Annotated in this window: 11 protein-coding genes, 1 tRNA gene and 1 riboswitch; of the genes, 7 read left to right on the top strand and 5 right to left on the bottom strand. The window is 48.5% G+C overall.

Going from position 1 to position 17,654, the window contains the following annotated elements:
• Nucleotides 1-366 precede the first annotated feature (366 nt).
• The 3 genes from DXT99_RS21610 to DXT99_RS21600 all read right to left on the bottom strand — a co-directional run bounded on the left by DXT99_RS21610 (nt 367) and on the right by DXT99_RS21600 (nt 4,971).
• The gene (locus DXT99_RS21610; protein ID WP_115567673.1) at nt 367-1,281 is read right to left on the bottom strand and encodes a hypothetical protein; all 915 of its coding nucleotides are present in this window, start codon (nt 1,279-1,281) and stop codon (nt 367-369) included.
• The gene (locus DXT99_RS21605) at nt 1,247-3,628 is read right to left on the bottom strand and encodes a ribonucleoside-diphosphate reductase subunit alpha (protein WP_115567672.1); all 2,382 of its coding nucleotides are present in this window, start codon (nt 3,626-3,628) and stop codon (nt 1,247-1,249) included. Before DXT99_RS21605 ends, DXT99_RS21610 begins: the two co-directional genes overlap by 35 nt.
• Before the next feature lie 383 nt (nt 3,629-4,011).
• Nucleotides 4,012-4,971 (bottom strand): ribonucleoside-diphosphate reductase small subunit, encoded by a 960-nt coding sequence (locus tag DXT99_RS21600; protein ID WP_394851339.1) that lies wholly within the window; start codon nt 4,969-4,971, stop codon nt 4,012-4,014.
• 643 nt (nt 4,972-5,614) lie between these two features.
• Between DXT99_RS21600 and rplU the strand changes: the two genes are divergently transcribed.
• The 5 genes from rplU (at nt 5,615) to DXT99_RS21575 (ending at nt 13,534) form a co-directional block, all read left to right on the top strand.
• Nucleotides 5,615-5,926 (top strand): 50S ribosomal protein L21, encoded by a 312-nt coding sequence (gene rplU / locus DXT99_RS21595; RefSeq protein WP_115567670.1) that lies wholly within the window; start codon nt 5,615-5,617, stop codon nt 5,924-5,926.
• Nucleotides 5,927-5,996: 70 nt separating this feature from the next.
• Nucleotides 5,997-6,269: a 50S ribosomal protein L27 gene (gene rpmA / locus DXT99_RS21590; RefSeq protein ID WP_115567669.1), complete on the top strand. Its 273-nt coding sequence runs from the start codon at nt 5,997-5,999 to the stop codon at nt 6,267-6,269.
• Nucleotides 6,270-6,414: 145 nt separating this feature from the next.
• Nucleotides 6,415-6,521, top strand: a riboswitch (SAM riboswitch).
• Nucleotides 6,522-6,594: 73 nt separating this feature from the next.
• Nucleotides 6,595-10,314 (top strand): methionine synthase, encoded by a 3,720-nt coding sequence (gene metH / locus DXT99_RS21585; RefSeq protein WP_115567668.1) that lies wholly within the window; start codon nt 6,595-6,597, stop codon nt 10,312-10,314.
• 279 nt (nt 10,315-10,593) lie between these two features.
• Nucleotides 10,594-11,547, top strand: coding sequence for a methylenetetrahydrofolate reductase [NAD(P)H] (metF, locus tag DXT99_RS21580; protein WP_115567667.1), 954 nt, complete (start codon nt 10,594-10,596; stop codon nt 11,545-11,547).
• Between the two features lie 271 nt (nt 11,548-11,818).
• Nucleotides 11,819-13,534, top strand: coding sequence for a DUF5723 family protein (locus tag DXT99_RS21575; protein WP_115567666.1), 1,716 nt, complete (start codon nt 11,819-11,821; stop codon nt 13,532-13,534).
• Between the two features lie 215 nt (nt 13,535-13,749).
• Here DXT99_RS21575 and hemW read toward each other — a convergent pair whose 3' ends face one another.
• Nucleotides 13,750-14,877, bottom strand: coding sequence for a radical SAM family heme chaperone HemW (hemW, locus tag DXT99_RS21570; protein ID WP_115567665.1), 1,128 nt, complete (start codon nt 14,875-14,877; stop codon nt 13,750-13,752).
• Between the two features lie 175 nt (nt 14,878-15,052).
• Between hemW and DXT99_RS21565 the strand changes: the two genes are divergently transcribed.
• The gene (locus DXT99_RS21565; RefSeq protein WP_246000933.1) at nt 15,053-16,873 is read left to right on the top strand and encodes a BamA/TamA family outer membrane protein; all 1,821 of its coding nucleotides are present in this window, start codon (nt 15,053-15,055) and stop codon (nt 16,871-16,873) included.
• Nucleotides 16,874-16,955: 82 nt separating this feature from the next.
• A tRNA-Met gene (locus tag DXT99_RS21560) sits at nt 16,956-17,031 on the top strand.
• A gap of 112 nt (nt 17,032-17,143) precedes the next feature.
• On the opposite strand, the gene DXT99_RS27990 is transcribed toward DXT99_RS21560, so the two are convergent.
• Nucleotides 17,144-17,305: a transposase gene (locus DXT99_RS27990; RefSeq protein ID WP_115567664.1), complete on the bottom strand. Its 162-nt coding sequence runs from the start codon at nt 17,303-17,305 to the stop codon at nt 17,144-17,146.
• Nucleotides 17,306-17,654: the final 349 nt, after the last annotated feature.

Here is a 17,654-nt window from a genome sequence, read left to right as displayed (position 1 = left end):
ACATCGAGATCTTCTACAACAGAGAAAGACTCCATTCAAGTCTGGGATACCGTACACCCAAACAAATGGAAGAAATGTTAAACATTTAGCAGCTTAATCCTTTGTCCAATTTATTGTTGCAAGTTCAACCCCCATCTCTCCTCTCATCGAAGAAGACGAGCTATAACCCCCAAAGACCTCGCAGCGTGCGCAGCTCCTGCGAGCGTCTGGAGCCGAAGCTGTTGGTTCAGACACTCGCAGGACCTTCGCACGCTGCGAGGTCATACACTGCATTGCTATTATCAACATTCTTCAAAACGGCGGGAATAGGGACAAAAGCGCAGGTTTCTAGCATTTGTTGGAGACCTGCGCTTAGAACATTATACATCAGAAAGGTAAATCGCTGACTTCATTATTTTTGAAAAGTAACGATGAGTTCAATCGATGATCTTTTTCAAAATTATGTAATATCCACTCTTCTCCCTTTTCTGTGATCTGACATGCAGTGTATTCCCCATTATTCCATTCATCATACTCTTTAGAAGTAACAACTAGCCCTTTCTTAACTAAGCTTCTCATAGATAACCCAAAACTGAATCCATCATAACCTAAATCAATGAAGGCTTTGTTGACCTGATATAGTCTAGCTTTTTCCTCATGGGTTGGCTGTTCTTCCAATATGAACTTCAAGAGCATTACTTCACTGTCTGTTAATTGCTCATTTATAGAAGCTGCATTTACTGGAGTCTTTATTGGATGTATATTCTTAGCAGTTTCTAATAGAGCTTTTAATTTCTCAGTAACAGCCTCCTCAAGAATTGTAAATCCACTCTTTGAGCTAAGGCTATAGCTAATAATTGTCTTATGCCTAATGTCGAAAGGATAACTACCTTGTCTTTCATCTTTAGAACAAACCATTACCACATCCTTATTACAGGCATAAGCGAATCCTAACTCATACCACACATTCGGGTTATCAATGGTAATATCTGCTAAGCATATTGATGCCCTTAGGATTTTCCTCTCTATTTCATCAATTGGAACGCGAACACCTGGATTTCTGTCCACTCTGTATGCTTCTAAACCAGCTTTCTCTATAGCTGGTTTAAAAACATCCTCAAATCGACTGTCAAACTTTCCATTGTCAAAAGGTTGAATAACGAAACATGTATCTCTATTTATCTCCATGACTGATTTTAATAACATAAGATGTACTAGAATTCCCCATAAAAGAGGGAGAGCCGATAAGCCCTCCCTCTTTTCTATTTTACGATCCGCAAGCTTCGCAGCCCTCTGGGTCATCCAACGAGCAGCTCATGTCGTTGCGATTTTGATCCTGCTGGCTGTAGACCGGCGACAGTGTTTCAGCGGCTTGTTTCTCCACCGTGAACTTGATGGCGTCTACCGCGGACTTGGTGCGCAGGTAGTACATACCTGTTTTCAGGCCCCTCTTCCAGGCGTGGAAGTGCATGGAGGTCAGCTTACCGAAGTTCACGTTCATCACGTGCAGGTTCAGCGACTGGCTCTGGCAGATATAAGCGCCACGGTCAGCGCTCATGTCAATCACTGTACGCTGGCTGATTTCCCAAACCGTTTTGTACAGGTCTTTGATGTTCTGCGGGATATTCGGGATATCCTGAACAGAACCGTTGGCTGCAATGATGTCGTTCTTCATTCTGTCGTTCCAGATACCCAACGCGATCAGGTCTTTCAGAAGATGCTTGTTCACCACCATGAACTCACCAGACAGTACGCGGCGCAGGTATATGTTAGACGTATAAGGCTCAAACGACTCGTTGTTACCCAGAATCTGTGCAGTAGAAGCAGTCGGCATTGGGGCAACTAACAGCGAGTTGCGCACACCGTGCTCCACTACCTCCTTGCGTAGTTCTTCCCAATCCCAGCGGCCGCTCTCCGGCGTTACGCCCCATAGGTCGAACTGGAATTTACCTTCAGACAGCGGAGAACCTTTAAAGGTATCGTATGCACCCTGCTTCTTCGCCAGGTCTTTGGAAGCCGTCATGGCTGCAAAGTAGATGGTTTCAAAGATATCTTTGTTCAGACCTTTCGCCTCATCGCTCTCGAACGGCATGCGCAGGTTAATGAAAGTATCGGCCATACCCTGCACACCTAAGCCGATTGGGCGGTGGCGCAGGTTAGAGTTGCGTGCCTCAGGCACCGGGTAATAGTTGATATCGATTACCTTGTTCAGGTTCTTCGTAACGTGGTAGGTTACATCAAACAGCTTCTGGTGGTCGAACGTTTTATGGCCGTTCTCCTCTTTCACGAAACGTGGCAGGGCAAGCGACGCCAGGTTACAAACCGCTACCTCATCTTCAGCGGTGTACTCCATGATCTCGGTGCACAGATTCGAACTCTTGATGGTGCCCAGATTCTGCTGGTTGCTCTTTCTGTTTGCCGCATCTTTGTACAACATGTATGGTGTACCAGTTTCTACCTGCGACTCCAGCACGGCAAACCAAAGCTCCTGTGCTTTTACCGTTTTGCGGGCACGGCCCTCGCGCTCATACTTCTCGTACAGGCGCTCAAAGTCCTTGCCCCAGCACTCAGCCAGGCCAGGGGCCTCATGCGGACAGAACAGGCTCCAGTCGCCGTTCTCTTCCACGCGCTTCATGAACAGGTCTGGTGTCCAGAGGGCGTAAAACAAGTCACGGGCGCGGTTTTCTTCTTTACCGTGGTTCTTCTTCAGATCCAGGAAGTCAAAGATATCAGCGTGCCATGGCTCCAGGTAAATAGCGAAAGCACCTTTGCGCTTGCCACCACCCTGGTCTACGTAGCGGGCTGTGTCGTTAAACACCTTCAGCATCGGGATGATACCGTTAGAGGTACCGTTCGTGCCTTTGATGTAAGAACCCGTCGCACGCACATTGTGGATGCTCAGGCCGATACCGCCGGCGCTTTGCGAGATTTGCGCGCACTGCTTCAGTGTATCGTAGATGCCCGGTATGCTGTCGTCTTTCATCGTCAGCAGGAAGCATGATGAAAGCTGCGGCTTTGGTGTGGCGGCGTTGAATAATGTTGGCGTGGCGTGGGTGAACCACTTCTCAGACATGAGGTTATAAGTCTCAATGGCAGATTCGATGTCCTCCTTGTGAATACCCACGGCAACACGCATCAACATATGCTGCGGGCGCTCTACAATCTTGCCATCCAGGCGAAGCAGGTAAGAGCGCTCCAAAGTCTTGTATCCGAAGAAATCATAGTTATAATCGCGGTCGTAGATGATGGTGGAATCCAGCAGCGCGGCGTGCTTCCGGATAATCTCATATACGTCTTTGGCGATCAGCGAAGCGTTTTCCCCTGTTTTCGGGTCCTCATAAGTATAGAGGCGCTTCATGGTGTTGGAGAACGACTTGCTTGTAACCTTGTGCAGGTTAGAAATAGCAATACGTGCCGCCAGCACCGCGTAGTCCGGGTGCTTTGTGGTGAGGGAGGCCGCTGTTTCGGCAGCAAGGTTGTCCAGTTCCACGGTGGTTACCCCATCGTAAATGCCGTCAATCACTTTTTTGGCTACCTCAATCGGCGACACATAATCCATGTGCAAACCGTAGCACAGCTTCTCAATGCGTGCCGTAATCTTATCGAATTTAACGGATTCACGTCTGCCGTCTCGTTTAACTACTAACATAGGCGTATAATATTAGCGGGGTCTAAAAGCCCGGGTTATTAATAAATAGGTAAGGTATATATGCTTAAGCGCTGCCGTTGCAGCTGCTGATTCTAAACAGGTTTTGCGTTCCATCAGCTCATACGCATATAGCGATATAAGCCGTTGTAGTACAAACGATTATAGGTTAAGCCAAATGCTTTTTCTATATAGTAGGGTAGAGATACCCTGTTAGGTGGCTACGGCCATCTATGAATTGATTGGGCCTGCCATTACGCGCGCCTGCGGCTGCCCGGTAAATTATTGGTAAGCGTAATATAAGTATTGGTAAGCGTAATATAAGGAGGGGAAAAAGATTGCTTTTTCCCTTTGGCTCCTTAAATATAACAAGATTTAGATATATATTAAAAGTCTTCGTCCAGAGAGAAAACTTTTTTGTCTTTGTCGCCGCCAACGCCTGCTTTCTGGTACTCGCCCACGCGCTTCTCAAAGAAATTTGTCTTGCCCTGAAGCGAGATCATCTCCATAAAGTCGAATGGGTTTGTTGAGTTGTACAGTTTGCTGCAGCCCAGTTCTCCTAAAAGGCGGTCGGCCACAAACTCAATATACTGGCTCATCAACTTCGAGTTCATGCCAATCAAATCTACCGGAAGGGCATCTGTTACGAACTCCTGCTCAATAGCCACGGCGTCACGAATGACTTCGTGCACGCGCTCTTCTGAAAGCTTGTTGTTCAGCATAGAGTACAGCAGGCAGGCAAAATCGCAGTGCAGGCCTTCGTCACGGCTGATGAGCTCATTGGAAAAGGTCAGGCCTGGCATCAGACCGCGCTTCTTCAGCCAGAAGATAGAGCAGAAAGAGCCTGAGAAGAAAATACCCTCCACAGCGGCAAAGGCAATTAAACGCTCCGCGAAGTTCTCACTCTCGATCCACTTCAGCGCCCACTCTCCCTTGCGACCCACTGCCGGCACTGTTTCCAGCGCGTTGAACAGGTGGTCTTTCTCACTCTGCTTCTTTACATAAGTATCTATAAGGAGCGAATACGTTTCAGAGTGGATGTTCTCCATCATGATCTGGAAGCCATAGAAGCAACGCGCCTCCGGTATCTGCACCTCGTTCATGAAGTTTACGGCCAGGTTCTCATTCACAATGCCGTCTGAGGCTGCGAAGAAAGCCAGTACGTGGCTGATGAAGTGGCGCTCGCCGTCGTTCAGGTTTTCCCAGTCTTTCAGGTCCTGCCCCAAATCGATCTCTTCGGCTGTCCAGAAGCTGGCTTCCGCCTGCTTGTACATCTGCCACACCTTATCATTCTGAATCGGAAACAAGACGAAACGGTTAGGATTCTCTTTCAGTATTGGCTCCATATCATGCATATTTTTAAAAGTTTAAAGGATTAGCTTTAGAACATCTGCTCTCAAAACTCCTGAATACTGTATTTGTTCAGCAGCTGGCTATCAGCTGTGGCAAGTACATCAGGAGTTCAAATATATAGAATTGAACTTGAAAGTCGGGGCGAAAGTTGTTCAATTTATGCACACCCTCCCAAAAGGTGATTAGGGCAATATTTAGGGGTTAATGCACATAGTTATCCACACGGTGGATAACATACATAGGTTAGCTAAAATATTGAAATGTATACATATATGGCCTGTTGTTGGCCTGTAATGGCTGCAAAAGCAGCTTTTTAGCCCCTGTCTTGTGTATAAGTGTGGAAAAGAGGAATACAATAGTTGATTTGTGTAGGAAGGGAGGGTGGCAAGCAGGACTTTTAGTGCAATTTGTGGAAAACACAAAAGTGGATAAAACAGTGCAATGTGTTGCTGTTTAGGTAGTTGGCTAGGTTTTTAACAAGCTGTCGAAATACGAACAGAGATACCAACATAGTTATCCACAAAAATGTGGGAAACCGGATACAGCTCCTGAACAAATTGTGGTACAAGCCGTTGCAAATATAAAATAAGACCCGTACCTTTGCGGACTAAATCTTTTAAACATACATTGAAGCTGATGTACGCAATTGTAGAAATCGCAGGTCAACAGACCAAAGTAGAGAGCGGCAAGTTCATCTACGCTAACAAGCTTTCCGGCAATGAGGGTGACGCCGTTGAGTTCACCAATGTTCTTCTTACTGATGATAACGGCACTGTTACTTTAGGTGCTCCTTTCGTTAGCGGTGTTAAGGTAACAGGTAAAATCCTTACCCCGATGGTGAAAGGCGACAAAGTGATCATTTTCAAAAAGAAGAGAAGAAAAGGATACCGCAAGAAGAATGGCCACCGCCAGCACTTCACGAAGGTCCTGATCGAGAGCATTGGTTAAGCAGTAAGAAGAAATTAATCGTAAAATCTTTTCAGGCTTGGTCCTCCAACCTGAACAAAAGTAAAAAAACATGGCACACAAAAAAGGAGCAGGTAGTTCTAATAACGGCCGCGAGTCGCATTCCAAGCGACTTGGTGTTAAAATTTACGGTGGCCAGGATATCATCGCTGGTAACATCATTGTAAGACAAAGAGGTACTGCACACCACCCAAGCGTAAACGTGGGTATGGGCAAAGACCACACACTGTTCGCCCTTACTGACGGCATCGTGCAGTTCAGAAAAGGAAAGAAGAACCGTTCTTACGTTTCTGTAGTTCCTAAAACAACAGAAGCGGAGGCGTAAGCAAAACAGCAAGCTGCTTCGGCAGTAGCACTTAGAGAAAGGGTTGCCATACGGTAACCCTTTCTTTTTTACCCATATTTAGCTGCAGGCTTATTTTATAAACAACATATTTCGTTTTTATACATATATATGCTTAACTTGCAGCTTCTTATCAAGAAAGACCGAGGGATAGGGCCCTGTGACGTCTTAGCAACCATGTAAAAGCTTGGTGCTAACTCCCTTCCTGCACCATATAGCAGGAAAAGATAAGAATGTACTCCTCCCCAGGTGTCTTTCTTGATAAGCCGAATGCAGCAGACTTACGAGAAGAAAGAAGACACCGAAAATGACAAAACACCCCATTCATAATTTACTGAAGGAGCGTGTGCTCGTGCTGGATGGCGCGATGGGCACCATGATTCAGCGTTACCAGCTTTCAGAGGCAGATTTCCGTGGCGATCGTTTTAAAGATCATCCCAGCGACCTGAAGGGCAATAACGATCTGCTCTCCATTACCCGCCCGGACATTATCAAGGCCATACATGTTGAGTACCTGAACGCCGGTGCCGACATTGTGGAGACCAACACCTTCAGCGGCACCCGCATCGCTATGGCCGATTACCACATGGAGGACCTGGTGTATGAGCTGAACTATGAATCGGCAAGGCTGGCCCGTGAGGCAGCTGATGAAGTAACAGCCCAGAACCCGGATAAGCCGCGTTTTGTAGCCGGCGCCATTGGCCCGACCAACCGTACAGCTTCGCTTTCGCCGGATGTAAACAACCCCGGCTATCGCGCCATTACTTTTGACCAGCTGGTAGAGGCCTATTATGAGCAGGTGCGTGGCCTGGTAGATGGTGGCTGCGATGTGCTGCTGATAGAGACGGTGTTTGACACACTGAACTGTAAGGCCGCCCTTTTTGCGGCAGAGCAGTATGTGCAGGATGGCGGCAAAGAATTACCCATCATGGTGTCTGGTACTATTACGGATGCCAGCGGCCGTACCTTGTCTGGCCAGACCGTGGAAGCTTTCTGGAACTCTATCTCCCATGCCCCCATCATTAGTATTGGTTTTAACTGTGCTCTGGGAGCGCGCCAGCTCAAAACACACATCCAGGAATTGTCCCGTATTGCCGACGTGCACATCAGTGCCTACCCGAATGCTGGTTTGCCAAATGCCTTTGGTGGCTACGATGAGACGGCGGATGAGATGGGTGCTATTGTAGAGGAGTACCTGAAAGAGGGCCTGATAAATATATTAGGTGGCTGCTGTGGTACCACACCGGATCACATTCGCCGTATTGCGGAGCTTTCTGCCAAACATAAACCGCGTGTAGTTCCTGAGCTGCCTGCTTACTCCCGCTTCAGCGGACTGGAACCACTTACCATCACACCAGAATCGCTGTTTGTGAATGTGGGGGAACGCACGAATGTAACCGGTTCCAAGAAATTCGCCCGCCTGATTGTAAACGGAGAGTTTGAAGAGGCCTTGTCAGTAGCACAGCAGCAGGTAGAAGGTGGTGCGCAGATCATCGACGTGAACATGGACGAAGGTATGCTGGACTCTGAGGAGGCCATGACCAACTTCCTGAACCTGATTGCCTCTGAGCCGGACATCTCCAAGCTGCCGATCATGATCGACTCGTCTAAGTGGACGGTGCTGGAAGCGGGTCTGAAGTGTGTGCAGGGCAAGTCCATTGTCAACTCCATCAGTTTAAAAGAAGGGGAAGAAAACTTCAAAGCACAGGCCCGCAAAGTGCGCCAGTATGGTGCCGCTGCTGTTATCATGGCGTTTGATGAGGAAGGCCAAGCCGATACCCTTGCGCGAAGAATGGAGATTTGCGGACGTGCTTACCGCATCCTGACAGAGGAAGTAGGCTTCCCGCCACAAGACATCATCTTCGACCCGAATATATTAGCCATTGCCACTGGTATAGAAGAGCATAACAATTATGCGGTAGAGTACCTGGAGTCGGTAAAATGGATAAAGGCCAACCTGCCGCATGCTTTAGTGAGTGGTGGGGTAAGTAACCTGTCGTTCTCGTTCCGTGGCAACGATTTAGTGCGTGAGGCCATGCATACCGTGTTCTTATACTATGCGGTGCAGGCTGGTATGGACATGGGTATTGTGAACGCCGGTATGATGGGCGTGTATGACGAGATTCCAAAGGACCTGCGCGACCTGATTGAAGATGTGATTTTCAACCGCCACCCGGATGCCACTGAAAAGCTGGTGACCTATGCGGATACAGTAAAAGGCAAAGGAAAAACAGCCGCAGGAGCAGATACTGCCTGGCGCGAAGCCCCTGTGGAAGAGCGCCTGAAGCATGCCCTGGTAAAAGGTATTGTAGAGTTTATAGAAGAAGATACCGAAGAGGCACGTCAGCGAGCCACCAAAACGCTTGATGTGATTGAAGGTCCACTCATGGCGGGTATGTCAGTGGTAGGCGACTTGTTTGGTGCCGGTAAAATGTTTCTGCCGCAGGTAGTGAAGAGCGCGCGCGTGATGAAGAAGTCCGTGGCGTACCTCTTGCCTTTTATGGAGAAGGAGAAGCTGGCGTCCGATACGTCCAAATCAACGGCAGGCACTATTCTGATGGCTACCGTGAAAGGCGATGTGCACGACATCGGCAAAAACATTGTGGGCGTGGTGCTGGCCTGTAACAACTATGAGGTGATAGACCTTGGTGTGATGGTGTCGCTGGACAAGATCTTGTCAGAGGCGGAAGCGCAGAAGGTAGACATCATCGGTCTGAGTGGTTTGATTACGCCTTCGCTGGACGAGATGGTGTATGTGGCGCAGGAAATGGAGCGAAGAGGCCTGAAAATTCCGCTGCTGATTGGTGGCGCCACTACGTCACGCGTACATACGGCCGTGAAAATCGCACCGCAATACAGCGGGCCGGTGGTGCACGTGCACGATGCCTCCCGTAGTGTGACCGTCGTTGGTAGCCTGCTGGGAAGCAATAAGGAAGAATACGTGGCGGAGATCAGAGCAGAATATCAGAAGCTGAGAGAAGATCACCTGAGTCGCACCAAAGACCGTGCTTTTGCTACCATCGAAGAAGCACGTGCTAATAAGTTTAAAGTAGATTGGGACGCAACGCAGCCAACAAAGCCAAGCTTCCTGGGCAATAAAGTATTCACAAACTACCCGCTGTCGGAGCTCGTGCCTTACATCGACTGGACACCGTTCTTCCATACCTGGGAATTGAAGCGGCAGTATCCGAAGATTCTGGACGATGCCGAATACGGAACAGAGGCGCGTAAATTGTTTGCCGATGCGCAGCAAATGCTGCAGGAGATAGTGGATAATCAACTGCTGGAAGCGCGTGCGGTGGTAGGTTTCTACCCTGCCAACGTGGAAGCCGATGACACCATAGAGGTATACACCGATGATTCACGTGAAAACGTGCTGACGGAGTTTCACACACTGCGGCAGCAGGGCAAAAAAGGCGGTAATGTGCCGAACATGGCTTTCTCAGACTTTGTAGCGCCGAAAGAAACAGGCATCCCTGATTATGTAGGCGGCTTTGTGGTCTCCACTGGTTTTGGCATCGAGAAGCTGATAGAAAAGTACGAGGCAGACCATAACGATTACCTTTCTATTATGGTGAAAGCACTGGCTGACCGTTTGGCCGAAGCCTTTGCCGAACTGATGCACGCCAAAGTCCGCAAGGAGCTGTGGGGCTACGCGCCGCAGGAGAGCCTGGATAATAATGCGCTGATAAAAGAGCAGTACCAGGGTATTCGTCCTGCGCCAGGTTACCCAGGTTGCCCGGACCATACCGAGAAAATCACGCTGTTTAACCTGCTGAAGGCCGAAGAGGAAACAGGCGTTATCCTGACGGAGAACCTGGCCATGTACCCAACAGCAGCGGTAAGCGGTTTATACTTCTCGCATCCGGAGTCGCGCTACTTTGGCTTAGGCAAGATAGGCGGAGACCAGGTAGCTGATATTGCCCGTCGCAAAGGCATGCCACTGGAGGAACTGGAGCGCTGGCTCTCGCCTAACCTGAACTACGAGCCGCAGCCACTGGCACAGCAGGTAGAGGCAGCAGAATAGGAGCTAGGCCTATGTATCCAACCACCCCTGCCCCTCCTTGTCTAAGGAGGGGAGTTTATTACTACTGCTGCTATCTGCTCAGTCTTATAGCTACTGAAGCTCTAATACAGTATTCCTCATAAGAGGAGCAGGAGTGATAACAGAGGTGCTTTGGAAGGAAAGATGAAAATGTAGGTACAAGTTCCCCGCCTTAGACAAGGAGGGGTTAGGGGTGGTTGGACCCGGAATAGCAAACAATCCAGCCATTTAACAATTAAAAAAGCATCACCCGAAAAATAGATGAAAGTAACGGAACACTTCCAGAACGCTGATAAAACACAGTTTACATTCGAAATACTGCCTCCTCTGAAGGGGGAGAACCTGCAGGTGCTCTACGAGCACATCGACCCGTTGATGGAGTTCAAACCGCCCTTTATTGACGTGACGTATCACCGGGAGGAGTACGTATACAAGCAGCGCGACAATGGATTGCTGGAGAAAATCAGCACGCGCAAACGGCCGGGTACGGTCGGTATTTGTGCCGCTATCCAGAACCATTACAAGGTAGACACGGTGCCACACCTTATCTGCGGCGGCTTCAATAGAGAAGAAACAGAGAACGCACTCATCGACCTGCATTTTCTGGGTATTCATAACGTGCTGGTGCTACGCGGCGACTGCGTAAAAACCGAATCCCGGTTTGTACCGGAGCCAGGTGGCCACAGTTATGCCACCGAACTGTTGCAGCAGGTAGTGGGCATGAACAACGGCTGCTACCTCGACGATGAGCAAATCAACACCAACGGGACAGACTTTTGTATCGGCGTGGCCGGTTACCCGGAAAAACACTCAGACGCTCCGAATTTAAAGGCTGATTTGCGCTGGCTAAAGAAGAAAATAGAGATGGGGGCAGACTATGTGGTCACGCAGATGTTCTTCGATAACCAGAAGTACTTTGATTTTGTGAATCTGTGCCGCTCAGAAGGCATCAATGTGCCGATTATACCAGGTCTGAAGCCCCTGACAACAAAATCACAGCTCACCATACTGCCGGGTATTTTCCACATTGATATTCCCTGCGATTTGGCTGATGCCGTAGAGGCTTGCGCCGACAACAAAGCCGCTGCGCAAGTGGGCGTAGAGTGGGCCATAAAGCAGTCTAAAGAACTGATGGAGTTCGGTGTGCCGTGCCTGCACTATTACTCAATGGGTAAATCAGGCTCAGTGCGGAAGGTAGCGGAGGCGCTGTTTTAGAAAAATAATATTTCAGATTAGAAGCCACGGCCATAAAGGTCGTGGCTTTTTTTGTTTCTGTAGCCGAAACAGTCTAAGCTTAATTCAAATTTTGAGTATTAGCCAGATTAAGTGTGTAATAAGGCAAAAGAATTGGGTGTTTCAAAGAGAATACCCAGAAGTAGGTATTGTAACAGAGAATTTAAATGGTAATATTTGAAGGTTATTTTAAACTTTAAAGAAAATGCTTCATTTCTAACCAAAGCTTATTTACCTCTTTTACCTTTTACTTATGAATGTAAACCTCTACTCGTTCAAGTTTGTTCTTTCCGTTGTTTTGCTGGCAAAGGCGCTTGCCCCAGATACTGCCCAGGCGCAGCAGTTGGGTATAGCCAACAGCAACTATGCCGGTACAAACAGTTTGTACACCAACCCTTCGGCTATTGCCGACTCCCGTCACGGCTTTTACCTCAACCTTTTTTCTGCTGAAGCCGGCGTAACAAATAACTATTTAAGTTATGATGCCCCTTTTTCACTCTATAAAGCCTTTAAAGAAGAGCTGGAGATTACGGAGGAATACTTGAAAGAGGACCTTAACGGCAAGCCTAAATTTGTGACGGCAGGTGTCGATTTTAAAGGACCTTCCTTCATGCTCCGCCTCAGTCCAAAACACAGTGTGGCTTTCACATCAAGAGTGAGAGGGAGTTTTCAGGCTACTAACCTGTCAGAGAACTTCGCGCAGCTTGTCAACTTGTACAGAGAAAGCGGGGATGATTTCGAGGGCTACAAGTCAGAGTATGAGGATCTGGCAAACCAGATGGCAGAAGACAATACCTTTAATTTTAATGCCGACGTGTATTCTGAGCTTGGCCTTTCTTATGCCCGTGTTTTATATGAAAAAGAAAATCATTTCCTGAAAGCTGGCCTAACGGTTAAAAGACTGGCAGGTGGCTATTCCGCTCACTTGATCAATGAAAACGCCAAGTTCAAACTAGAAGAAAGGCCGGAAGCCGGTACCGATAACGAGGAGTATGTTTTGGCCATCGATAACATTAAAATGAAGTATGGTTATCTGGACGAGGATGTTTATTGGGACCTGGAGAACATGGAAACTTCCGATATCATGAAGATGCTGGCAGGCCGCAATAGTGCGGGTAGAGGCTGGGGAACTGATTTGGGTTTTACCTATGAATTCAGGCCTGAACCGGAGCAGTACCGTTCGATGATGGATGGCAAAGAAGTTGTAGATCAGGAAAAAAATAAATACAAATTCAGAGTTGCTGTAGCCTTGATGGATGTAGGCGGTATAACGTACGACAACCCAAGGTATGTAAATGCCTTTGAAGCAGATAAGAGCGATAAAGAGGTGAGGTTATCAGATTTTGAGGGGAACGAAGATGGGGAAGACATAGATGAAGGAGATGTAGAAAGATACGCCGACATCCTTTATGAGTCCTTGGGTATTACAGACGCTGACAAAAAAACCTCTTTCCGTTCTGGTTTGCCAACCACTTTAAATGTTAACGTGGACTATAAAATTGCGCCTCATATTTACGCAAATGCGACCGTGATACACAATTTGCGCCGCGAAGGTACCATTGGCATGAGGCAGAGCTCTTTGCTGGCCTTAACTCCCCGGTTCGAGTTCAAGAAGTTTGAGGCGGCCTTTCCGGTAGCGCTTCAAAACGGATACTCGGTTCTTACAATGGGAGCGATGGTTCGGTTCATGAATTTCTTTGTCGGCTCTGATAATATTGGAGGTGCCTTCAACCTCGGGAACCCGTATGGCGCCAATGTTTATATGGGTGTGTCGCTGTTGCCTATCTTAAAGCGCAACAAGAAAGACAAGGACAAAGACGGAGTGTCTAACGCGAAAGACAACTGCAAGAAAGTACCCGGCACCTGGGAACTGATGGGATGTCCTCCATCCGTACCTGCTACTGGTACTACAACTTCCCTTGCACCTGATTCAACCGGCACTGCTCCTGCAAGTCAGCAGAAGCAGTAATGAAACTGGTAATACCAGTATCAAGTTCATTGCTTTTTAAGTCCCAGCGGGACGTCCTGTTGATAGAAATCAACTAGCAAACACTAGAGCCCCAGCGGAGCGACCTGTTACCAATCCTAAACAGGCCGCTCCGCTGGAGCTAAGGACGCCTTACTAAAATAGAGCTATTAACAGGACGTCCCGCTGGGACTATGTGTTGATACCTTACTTCAAAGCTACTCCACAAACAGCTCCAGCGTAATCTGGTCAGCCAGCAGTTTGCCTTTGTCTGTCAGGTAAAGTACCTCCTCTTCTATTCTTGCTAAATCCTTATCCTGTAGCTCCTGTAAGTATGGAGCGTAGCTTTTTCTGAAATCATAGCCATAGTCCTGGCTGATTTTAAGGAGGTCGCAGCCCCAGATAGTGCGGAGGCTGGTGAGCAGGTAATCATTGGCCTGGTCTGCCGGAGTAAGTTCTTCCAGTTCAAATGGCACCTGGCCCTGCGCGATGGCATCTACATACTTTTTATTATGCGACACATTGTACTGCCGTGAGATGCCGTTGAAAGAATGGGCACTGGGCCCTACGCCGAGGTAGTGGATGCCACGCCAGTAGTTGCTGTTATGCTTTGACTCGTGACCGGGCAGGCTGAAATTGGAAATCTCGTACTGCACATAGCCGTGCTTGTTCATCTGCTCCAACAGAATTTCGAACTGCCGGGCTGTATACTCGTCCTCTGCAGGTTTAAACTTTCCCTTCTTGCTCCAGCGGCCAAGGGCCGTGTCAGGCTCAATAGTAAGGGCGTAGCAGGAAACATGTGGCACTCCCAGCGAGAACAGTGTTTCTAAATCACGGTGCCAGATGCTGTGGTCAGGGGCCGGAATACCATAAATCAGGTCTACGGTAATGTTATCGAAACCAGCGGCTTGGGCGTCTTTTACACACTGTAGGCTTTCGGTGGCACTGTGGGCGCGGTTCATCATATGCAGGTGCGGACCATGGAACGACTGCAGACCGATGCTCAACCGGTTGATTCCTGCCGCATGTAACTCCTGCAGTTTTGCCGGTGTCAAGTCATCAGGATTTGCCTCCAGCGTTATTTCGGCATCCTCCGAAACTATAAACAACTGCTTTATTGTTGCCAACAGCAGTTGGAGTTCCTGCTGGTTCAGCAGCGAGGGCGTGCCACCGCCAAAGTAAATAGTGTGCACCGGCTGCCCCTGCAGGTAACCCTGGCGCAAGTCCAGTTCGCGGGCAATGGCTTGCACTGTCTGCTCCTTTAGCCCCATAGAGGTGCTGAAGTGGAAATCGCAGTAGTGGCAGGCCTGCTTGCAGAAAGGTATGTGAAGGTATATTCCGGACAAAGTTTGATTGTTAAATTGTTGAATGGTTAAATTGCTGTATTGTTCAACGGGTCTTTAGATTTGAGACAGGTACAGCTGTATTTTTCTGCAGCATCAATAGCCATTGTTAGGTACACTTAAGCGCACAATAGTTTAACCATTCAACAATTTAGCCATTTAACAGTTCAAACTGCAAATGTACAAAATAGCTGCCTTTCTCTTCTGCTTTCTACTGTGGCTGCCGTTTGTGCAGGGGCAGAGCCAGCAGGCGCCCCCGAAAGAGCAGTTAGAAGTTCAACCTCAGACCCAGCCACAGAAACTGCAATCCGAAAAGGCGCTGCCTAAGGTGACGCTGTCGGTGAAGGCGCTGGAAGAAAAAGGCAGGCAGGTGCTGCGGCGCTACAATTACCGCAATGCCCTTGCCGACTCCGCAGAGGCTCATAAAGAACTGAAGGCGCTGGTATATCGGCTGCAGCAGGATTCTTACCTCATGGCATCTGCCGACACCTCTTACCTCCGCAATGATACGCTTCACGTGAAACTCCATATGGGGCAGTCTTTGGAGTGGGCACAATTGCGCAACGGCAACCTGAGCGAAGGTATTCTGGTGGAGTCAGGGTTTCGGGAGAAGTTTTATCACGACACTCCGTTTAAACCTGCCGAATATGTAAAGCTGCAGCAGCGCATCCTGGATTATGCCGAGCGCAGCGGCTACCCCTTTGCCTCTGTCTGGCTCGACTCCATCCGGATAGAAGGCAACAAAATAGAGGCGGCGCTGATGGTGGAGAAAGCCTTTGTGGTCACCTATGACTCGCTGCAGATAGTCGGCGATACGCGCACCCAGCCGAAGTTCCTGATGCACTACCTGCAGCTGCTACCCGGCCAGCCTTACAACCAGGACCAGATCAATGCTTCGCAACGCATGCTGTCGGCCTTACCCTATATAAAGGTAACAAGGCCACCGCAGGTGCGCTTTGCCCGCGATAAGGCGCAGGTTCATTATTTTATAGACGACAGGCAGGCAAACCAGATAGATGGCGTGGTGGGCTTTCTGCCGGATCCGGTGCGGAAAGACAAATTGCTGATTACGGGCGAAGCAAACCTGAACATCCGGAACATAAAAGGCTCCGGAAAACAGCTGGGGCTGCAGTGGCGGCGCGTCAACAAAGGCTCCGTTATCCTGAACGGCGAATACCTGCACCCGAACCTGCTGGGAACACCTTTCGAGGTGGGTGCCAAGTTCAACCTCCTCAAGCAGGATTCCTCGTTTATAACAGTGCAGCCGCGAATGCAACTGTCTTATTACACGCTCAAGTACGGAAAGTTCAGTGTGTTCACAGAGTGGCGGAACTCGCGCATTCTTTCCGATGCCAGTCCGCAAAGCCTGCAGCAGTTTGACCTGGCTGATGCGCAAACCACGACCTATGGCCTGAACTACCTTTGGAACAACCTGGATGACTTCTACTTTCCGAGGCGGGGCCGCTTAATAGAGATGCAGTTATCAGCAGGGGCAAAGAAGCTGCTCCGCAACCCAGGCCTGGAGAAAAGCTTTTACGATACGCTGGATGTGAAAACAACACAACTAGGGCTGGCGCTGCGCCTGGAGAATTTTTTCCGGCTCGGCAAGAACAGCGCCCTACTTGCGCGCCTGCAGGGGCAGGCCCTGCTCAACGACCAGCTCTTCCTGAACGACATGTACCGCATCGGCGGCCTCTCCTCCCTGCGTGGTTTCGATGATTATTTCTTTTATGCCTCCTCCTACGCCGTCAGCACACTGGAGTACCGCCTCTTCACCGCCGCTGACTCCTACGTGCTACTGTTCTACGACCAGGGCTACTACCGCAGCGATCTGGAGCAGTCTTCGGAAAGCGACATGCCTTTTGGAGTGGGAGGTGGTATTAGCTTCAGTACCGGGGCCGGCATTTTCCAACTGGTATATTCCTTGGGAAAATCAGAACAGCAGCCGCTATCATTTAAATATTCGAAGATACATTTTGGAATAACAAGTAAATTTTGATTTTGGGTAAATTTTTAAAGGTTTTTGTGCGCATTACTTGCATGTTAAACTTCAATAGTATACTTTTGCATCATAATAACAGTGCGGGGTGGAGCAGTTGGTAGCTCGTTGGGCTCATAACCCAAAGGTCACAGGTTCGAGTCCTGTCCCCGCTACCACAGATTATAAGGCTTGTAGGTGAAAAACCTGCAAGCCTTTTTTGTTTTTCAGGTGACCAGAAAGGTGACCATTTCCTTTTGGAACAAGCCGAAAATGTTTGGGGCCATACCTTCAGGCATAGATTGTAATTAATCGAAAGAGGAAGAAAGCAGTGTCTCTTACTCCTCTTGAGGTGGCCTTGAAGGCTTTGAGCTTAGCATTTAAAGATTCTGCAGCGGCATTGGCGCTTTTGTTGTCAAAGAAGGTGAGAATGTAGAAATAATATGCCTGCATACAGTTCTATAGGCGCCTATTCCGGCATCTTCCACATCGTTATACCACAGGGCCAGCTGTTTAAACGTCCGCTCTTTTATCCTGCAGTTTGTAAATACAGCACCCAACTTCATCCTAAGCCAGCTTCTTAACTTGATCCGTGTAAAAACAAGGAACACCGTTGCGCCGCTGACAGGTTGAACTATCCGCCTAGCAATAGCAAAACCGCTAAATACTTGTGGACAAAGCGCAATAATGCTTTTCTTCGATCCACATCATTTTAAAGGCCTAAACTGCTGTATAAGCTCATCTAAGGTGTTAGCGTAACAGCAAAGCAACGAAAGGGTAAGTATCTGAAAATATAGCCTGA

Origin of the sequence: Pontibacter diazotrophicus, from assembly GCF_003367245.1 — a bacterium.
Taxonomy (GTDB): Bacteria; Bacteroidota; Bacteroidia; order Cytophagales; family Hymenobacteraceae; genus Pontibacter; species Pontibacter diazotrophicus.
This window is presented reverse-complemented; position numbering and strand designations above follow the sequence as displayed.